We start from the raw sequence: 5,941 nt of genomic DNA on the forward strand, positions 1-5,941 counted from the left end.
TGATTATTAAGTGTAGTTATTCACAAGCCCTTGCTACCCCCTTCGACAGGTTCAGGGAACAGGGAGGAGGGGAGTTATATCAAAGTCCCTATCTCCACCGGGGAGAGGGATTGAGGGTGAGGGCTATACTAGCTATTTTGCCGGAAATTAACATCAGCTTGCAGACCAAAAACTGGCTCTAATTTAACCCTAAACTCCCAACAATAAATCGGAGATAATCATGAGAAATACACTCATTTGCACCGTGGGAACTAGCCTGCTGAATAACCTTAAATACTGTGATGATGCGGCTATTCAAGAGGCTTTTAAAGCCCAAAACTGGAAACAGTTATCGCTTCTGCTGCTGGAACGTAAGAATACCGATCGCCTTTGTGGGGCGGAAATTAACTCGATCGCCAGTATTTGTGATAAAGGATTTTTGGCAGATCGCAACCGTCTGATATTTTTGGTATCAGATACTGATGATGGCAGAGCCATGGGAAATCTGCTTAAACTCTATTTTGATTATACCAGAAATCCCCTCAATTTTCAACAGGTAGAATATCGAGTTTTGACCGGACTGCGTGATGATAGCGTCCAGGATTTTCGACAAAAAGGCTTGAAAAATTTGGTTAAGGAAATTAGCACGGAGGTTCGCACGTTTTCCCCGGAAGCGATCGCCATTAATGCGACTGGTGGATATAAAGCCCAAATTTCCTTCGCGGGAATGATTGGACAAGCCCTAGGAATTCCGGTCTATTACCTATTCGAGAAATTTTCCGAAGTCATCGAATTACCCCCCCAACCGATCGCCCTCGATTTAGCTTTTTGGCTAAATAACTATTTGCTGTTTGAATGTCTGGAAACTGAACAAACCGCCGGAGTCTCCCAACTGGAATTTCCTATCGACGACCCCTATTTATCATCTTTGGTAGACCGGGAGGATGATTTGATTAGTTTGTCCGCCATGGGGGTACTCTTTAATGAGCGATCGCGCCTACAATTCGCCAAACAGCAAACCACAATTTTAGAGATAATTCCCCAAGATGACACTAAACCCGACGCGAAAAATATCAGTTTGCGAGATGACCATGGCAAAGATGTATTGATGGCTTTTTCTCAAAAAGTTCGCCGATCGCCCTATGTAAAAAGTATTGTCAACTCTCTGCCTTTTAACCCTAAGCAAAAAACACCAATTCGCCGCACCTATCCCAAGGGAATTGTGGAATTTGTGCTAACTTGGACAGATGCGGGTTATGGTATTTGCATCCAGACCACCGGACGAAATCTCGCCGAAACCAATACTATTGCTATTCATCTACAACAGGAATTTAGCCAGTAAATTTACCTGGTAAATCCTATCTATCTAACCTGGGGTGACTCAGCCGCCACCCCAGGGATTTTTATTTGATCATTTCTGGGAGAGAGGGGGGGTGGCGTTGGCGGTTGCAATTTGGGTATACAATTCTGGATCATCGGACATGAGCATTTCCCAACCATTGCGTCGCAACAGAGATAAAATGGGGCGATCGCTAACCATTCCTCCGGCTAGAGAAATCCCGACAATTAAGACTGTATAGGTGATGACAGTAAATCATCCCAAAGGTGCGATAATTACAGCAGGGAAATAGCCGGCAAGATTACCCTGACCCTAAATCGGAATCCCAGGGGGGAGGGGGACTGGGAAACCATATTGCATGATTACCAAAAGAACTGTAATAATTCAGCAATCCAAAGGTTCCACAACTTGCCGCCTAGCCGAAGTTGATTTAGTGGTCATACTTCCAGGGGTTCAGTTAACCGATAGCACGATCGCCCAACTTCTTGATCGTGGCATCGAAACCATTTTTCTACGCCAAGACGGACGGTTTCGCGGCCGTCTCCAGGGACACTTTCACACCAACCCGACGGTAAGACTCGCCCAATATCGCGCCCTCGATACGACCTTCAGCATGGCGATCGCCCAAAAGCTAATTTTGGGGAAAGTCCGTAACCAGCGATACCTTCTTCAGCGACGCAACCGCGAAACTCAGGGTAAAATCACCCAATTAACTGAAGCGATCGACACGATCGCCTCTTACCTTCCCCGGCTCAAACAGACAGAAACTCCCCTTGATCGCAATGAATTAATGGGAGTTGAGGGGGTCTGCGCCCGTATTTATTTCCAAGGGCTAACCCACTGGTTCCCCCCAGAGTGGAAGTTCACCGGACGTAACCGCCGCCCACCTAAAGATCCCGTTAATGCGCTATTGAGTTGGGGTTATGGGGTTTTGTTGGCGCGGGTATTTGCGGCTACTGTTCAGGCGGGGTTTGACCCTTATTTGGGGTTTTTCCATGCGAACGCCCCATTTCGCCCCAATTTGGTACTAGATTTGATGGAGGAATTTCGCCCGGTAGTGGTTGATCGGGTGGCGATCGCTTTAATTAACAGCGGGTTGATTGATCCTAATGATTTTGAACCCGCACCAGGGGAGGAGGAGGGGATATGGTTGGGACAAACGGCGAAAAAGCTGTACTTGGGACAGTTGGAACGCCAACTCCAGGATTCTATCCTATATCCCCCACAACATCGGAAACTTAAACTAAGTCAGATCCTTTTGGAGCAGGGGCGATCGCTCGGTCGTTGTTTGGTAGAAACTCGCTTGGACTATGAGGCTTTTATTTTTCGGTGAAATCATCGGTGCATCAGATCCCCTACTCTCAAGTCTTTAGAAGGATATCATTATGGCGAATTTTTGGTTGGTTTGCTACGACGTAAGAGACGACAAGCGCCGCAACAAGTTGGCGAAGTTGTTGGAGGCGCGGTGTCAGCGGGTTCAGTATTCGGTGTTTGAGTGTCCCCTGGAGGAAAAAATTCTGGAGGACTTATTGAATAAGCGGTGGCTGAAGGTTTTGAATTTAGAAAAGGATAGTCTGCGGGCTTATCCCCTCAATCCCTCGACTAAAGCTCAGGTTAAGGTCTACGGGGGACCGCTTCCTTACGAACCACCAGACTTTCTCATTTTGTAAGGGTGGCGATCGTCCCAATTTTGATGGCTTTGGGGCTGAAATGCCCTTGAGTCAATGATTTTCAGCAATGTAAAGTTATATTGCAGTTTTTAATAATATGGCGCGACGAGGATACAACAGAAACCTGATATAAACTTGAGCTAAAAAAAGAGAAATTTGTTTTTTGGGGGGTTGACAGTCTCGCACAACTCCTGATAATATAAAAACATCGCAAAACAAACGAATTTACTCGCGCCAAACAAGCCTGTAAAGTTTTGTTAAGCACCTTCTACGTGTTCTCGCGCAAACGCACCTTGAAAACCGCATACTGTAAGGTTTCCAAAGGTATAGGGTCCAACCCTACCAATTCCCCGCAAGGGGACGGAAACGCCAACAGGTGGGGGGTGAATTTCCCGTTTATTGTCCAACCCTACCAATTCCCCGCAAGGGGACGGAAACTTTGCGTGAATAAACCGCAACAGCTCGTCTTGCCCGTCAAGTCCAACCCTACCAATTCCCCGCAAGGGGACGGAAACACGAGAGCATCACGATGATATCATCCCGATTAGCTTCCACCCGTGCGGGTCCAACCCTACCAATTCCCCGCAAGGGGACGGAAACCTAGAGGATTCTTTCGAGGAGGCTCCTAGAGGATTCTTTGTCCAACCCTACCAATTCCCCGCAAGGGGACGGAAACACTTCAGATATCATGCTGGCGACGTGGCGAAACTTCGGGAGGTCCAACCCTACCAATTCCCCGCAAGGGGACGGAAACAATAAATATAACATAGAGAATAGTAAAAATTATGAAGAAGAAGTCCAACCCTACCAATTCCCCGCAAGGGGACGGAAACCCGGAAGTCATCGAAGACTTACGCAAGGGGGCGGCTGGCCCCCTAGTCCAACCCTACCAATTCCCCGCAAGGGGACGGAAACACGAGAATTGCTTCTCCTGCCACTTGTAGAAGGGGGCCTGTCCAACCCTACCAATTCCCCGCAAGGGGACGGAAACCCTCCTTTGAAAATCCGACTACCCTTCCTCTTAAAATTGGAAGGGTCCAACCCTACCAATTCCCCGCAAGGGGACGGAAACATTAAATCTTTTACTGTTACTGTCCTTTATGCGGCACACAAACTTAGGGTCCAACCCTACCAATTCCCCGCAAGGGGACGGAAACTCGACATCGGTATCTAAATGCCCATCAAACACTCTGCCTATCAAGTCCAACCCTACCAATTCCCCGCAAGGGGACGGAAACTTCCCGAAAATGATGCTGAAACGCTTCTGGCGTTTGCCAGGGTCCAACCCTACCAATTCCCCGCAAGGGGACGGAAACGCGCGTAACGTCTTAGCACCGAAGAGCCCATCGATTTTACCCGGCGGTCCAACCCTACCAATTCCCCGCAAGGGGACGGAAACTCTATCTTCCGTTTGTCTTCTACATACTCCCACCCCACCCAGTCCAACCCTACCAATTCCCCGCAAGGGGACGGAAACTAAAAAGCGTGTTGTGGCTGCATCACAGGGAACCAGTCCAACCCTACCAATTCCCCGCAAGGGGACGGAAACTCCAAAATAGAGAGGCCGCTCTCTCTTGGTTGGAAAATATGTCCAACCCTACCAATTCCCCGCAAGGGGACGGAAACGTTTCGCTTTTTTTGGGGCTTGCGTTTTTGCTTTGGTTTGGTGTCCAACCCTACCAATTCCCCGCAAGGGGACGGAAACCACATACCCCGAGGGGCGTAGATTTGCCACGACAGACCTAGTCCAACCCTACCAATTCCCCGCAAGGGGACGGAAACTACTGTTAATTCTAATTTTTCTTTTAAAAAGCTTACTATACTGTGTCCAACCCTACCAATTCCCCGCAAGGGGACGGAAACTTTTATATAGATTAAAGGAGGTTTATGCCATTTTCAGTCCAACCCTACCAATTCCCCGCAAGGGGACGGAAACTTTGAAGCCCATTTTATTTTCCTCAAATTACAACAATAAAAGTCCAACCCTACCAATTCCCCGCAAGGGGACGGAAACATTTTCTAAATCCTGAACCCAGTATGTTCCGCCTCCTACGGGGTCCAACCCTACCAATTCCCCGCAAGGGGACGGAAACATAATATTATTTGATGACCAGGGTACGTCTCAGGTCGTTAGGGGAGTCCAACCCTACCAATTAAGCACAAGGGGACGGAAACGGCTAGGGAATGCCGATCGCATTTTGTGATTTTCCAAAGTCATACCCTACCAATTAAGCGCAAGGGGAGGGAAAGGCGAGAAAACCGAGTCTTAAAAAGCCCCCAGGGTGAAGTCTTGTTAATGAGGGGGTAGGGTAGGGAAACAGTGTCAGTAGAAGATATTTCCCATCAATTAACCTTCCACTTCTCCATGGGTTTGGTGGGGGGAATTTCCTAACTTCACCTGCTTACCAATGAGACTTAAAAAAGTCGAGCCAAAATGCTGAATTTCCAAAAAGTTCGCATAAGCCGGGGCGGGTTTATAAATCCTAAAACTCTTCATAATTCCTAGAGTTGCCGCGCTTTCCAGGGGACCCACAAAACTGCTATCTCGGTCTAAAAAATAAGGTTGTTTGATCCAATGTTCCATCTGGTTATTGTTGAGAAAATAACAGCCAGCGTGGGGGTTTAAACTGCGATTAAATTGAATGGGTTGCTCCATGACCTTACCCACCAATTGGGGGCGATCGCGTATATTTTGAAACTTCGCCGTCACATGGGGTAATAAATCCCCATCAACATAGGCTTTATTAATAAGTCCGTAGGGGGATACTTCATAACGGTTAGGTTGCAAAAGACAATCATCCCCCGCATAAGCATTAAACCAAGCCAACTTGATAAAAAACCACGGGTCATGGAGAATTAAATCATCCTCCAGATAACAATAATAATCATACTTTCCCAGACCCGATCGCAGTAAGTCCTGACACTCAAACCCCAATTTCATCGGTTCCGCTTC

General features: G+C 47.6%; 6 protein-coding genes and 1 CRISPR repeat array. Of the genes, 4 read left to right on the top strand and 2 right to left on the bottom strand.

All coding sequences use genetic code 11. The annotated features are described in order from the left end of the window. Both B9T16_RS24690 and B9T16_RS24695 read left to right on the top strand, forming a co-directional pair. Positions 1 to 182 (top strand): hypothetical protein (locus B9T16_RS24690; protein WP_410246013.1); only part of this gene is annotated, 182 nt, incomplete at its 5' end. A 38-nt stretch (positions 183 to 220) separates the two neighbouring features. Continuing rightward, entirely contained in the window at positions 221 to 1,321 is a 1,101-nt protein-coding gene (locus B9T16_RS24695; RefSeq protein WP_410246014.1) for a putative CRISPR-associated protein, read from the top strand. Positions 1,322 to 1,390: 69 nt separating this feature from the next. Here the strand turns inward: B9T16_RS24695 and B9T16_RS24700 are convergent, their stop codons facing one another. Further along, positions 1,391 to 1,519 (bottom strand): hypothetical protein, encoded by a 129-nt coding sequence (locus B9T16_RS24700; protein ID WP_286131298.1) that lies wholly within the window; start codon positions 1,517 to 1,519, stop codon positions 1,391 to 1,393. Positions 1,520 to 1,676: 157 nt separating this feature from the next. Between B9T16_RS24700 and cas1 the strand changes: the two genes are divergently transcribed. Together cas1 and cas2 are read left to right on the top strand one after the other, a co-directional pair. Continuing rightward, positions 1,677 to 2,651, top strand: a complete 975-nt coding sequence (gene cas1, locus B9T16_RS24705) for a CRISPR-associated endonuclease Cas1 (RefSeq protein WP_006616889.1) — start codon at positions 1,677 to 1,679, stop codon at positions 2,649 to 2,651. A 52-nt stretch (positions 2,652 to 2,703) separates the two neighbouring features. Then, positions 2,704 to 2,988, top strand: coding sequence for a CRISPR-associated endonuclease Cas2 (cas2, locus tag B9T16_RS24710; RefSeq protein WP_006616890.1), 285 nt, complete (start codon positions 2,704 to 2,706; stop codon positions 2,986 to 2,988). Positions 2,989 to 3,319: 331 nt separating this feature from the next. Beyond that, positions 3,320 to 5,238: direct repeats of the CRISPR family, unit length 37 nt; unit sequence GTCCAACCCTACCAATTCCCCGCAAGGGGACGGAAAC. Between the two features lie 97 nt (positions 5,239 to 5,335). Here cas2 and B9T16_RS24715 read toward each other — a convergent pair. Beyond that, positions 5,336 to 5,941 (bottom strand): calcium-binding protein (locus B9T16_RS24715; RefSeq protein ID WP_410246015.1); only part of this gene is annotated, 606 nt, incomplete at its 5' end.

Origin of the sequence: Arthrospira sp. PCC 8006 (genome assembly GCF_046480465.1) — a bacterium.
Classification (GTDB): domain Bacteria; phylum Cyanobacteriota; class Cyanobacteriia; order Cyanobacteriales; family Microcoleaceae; genus Limnospira; species Limnospira platensis.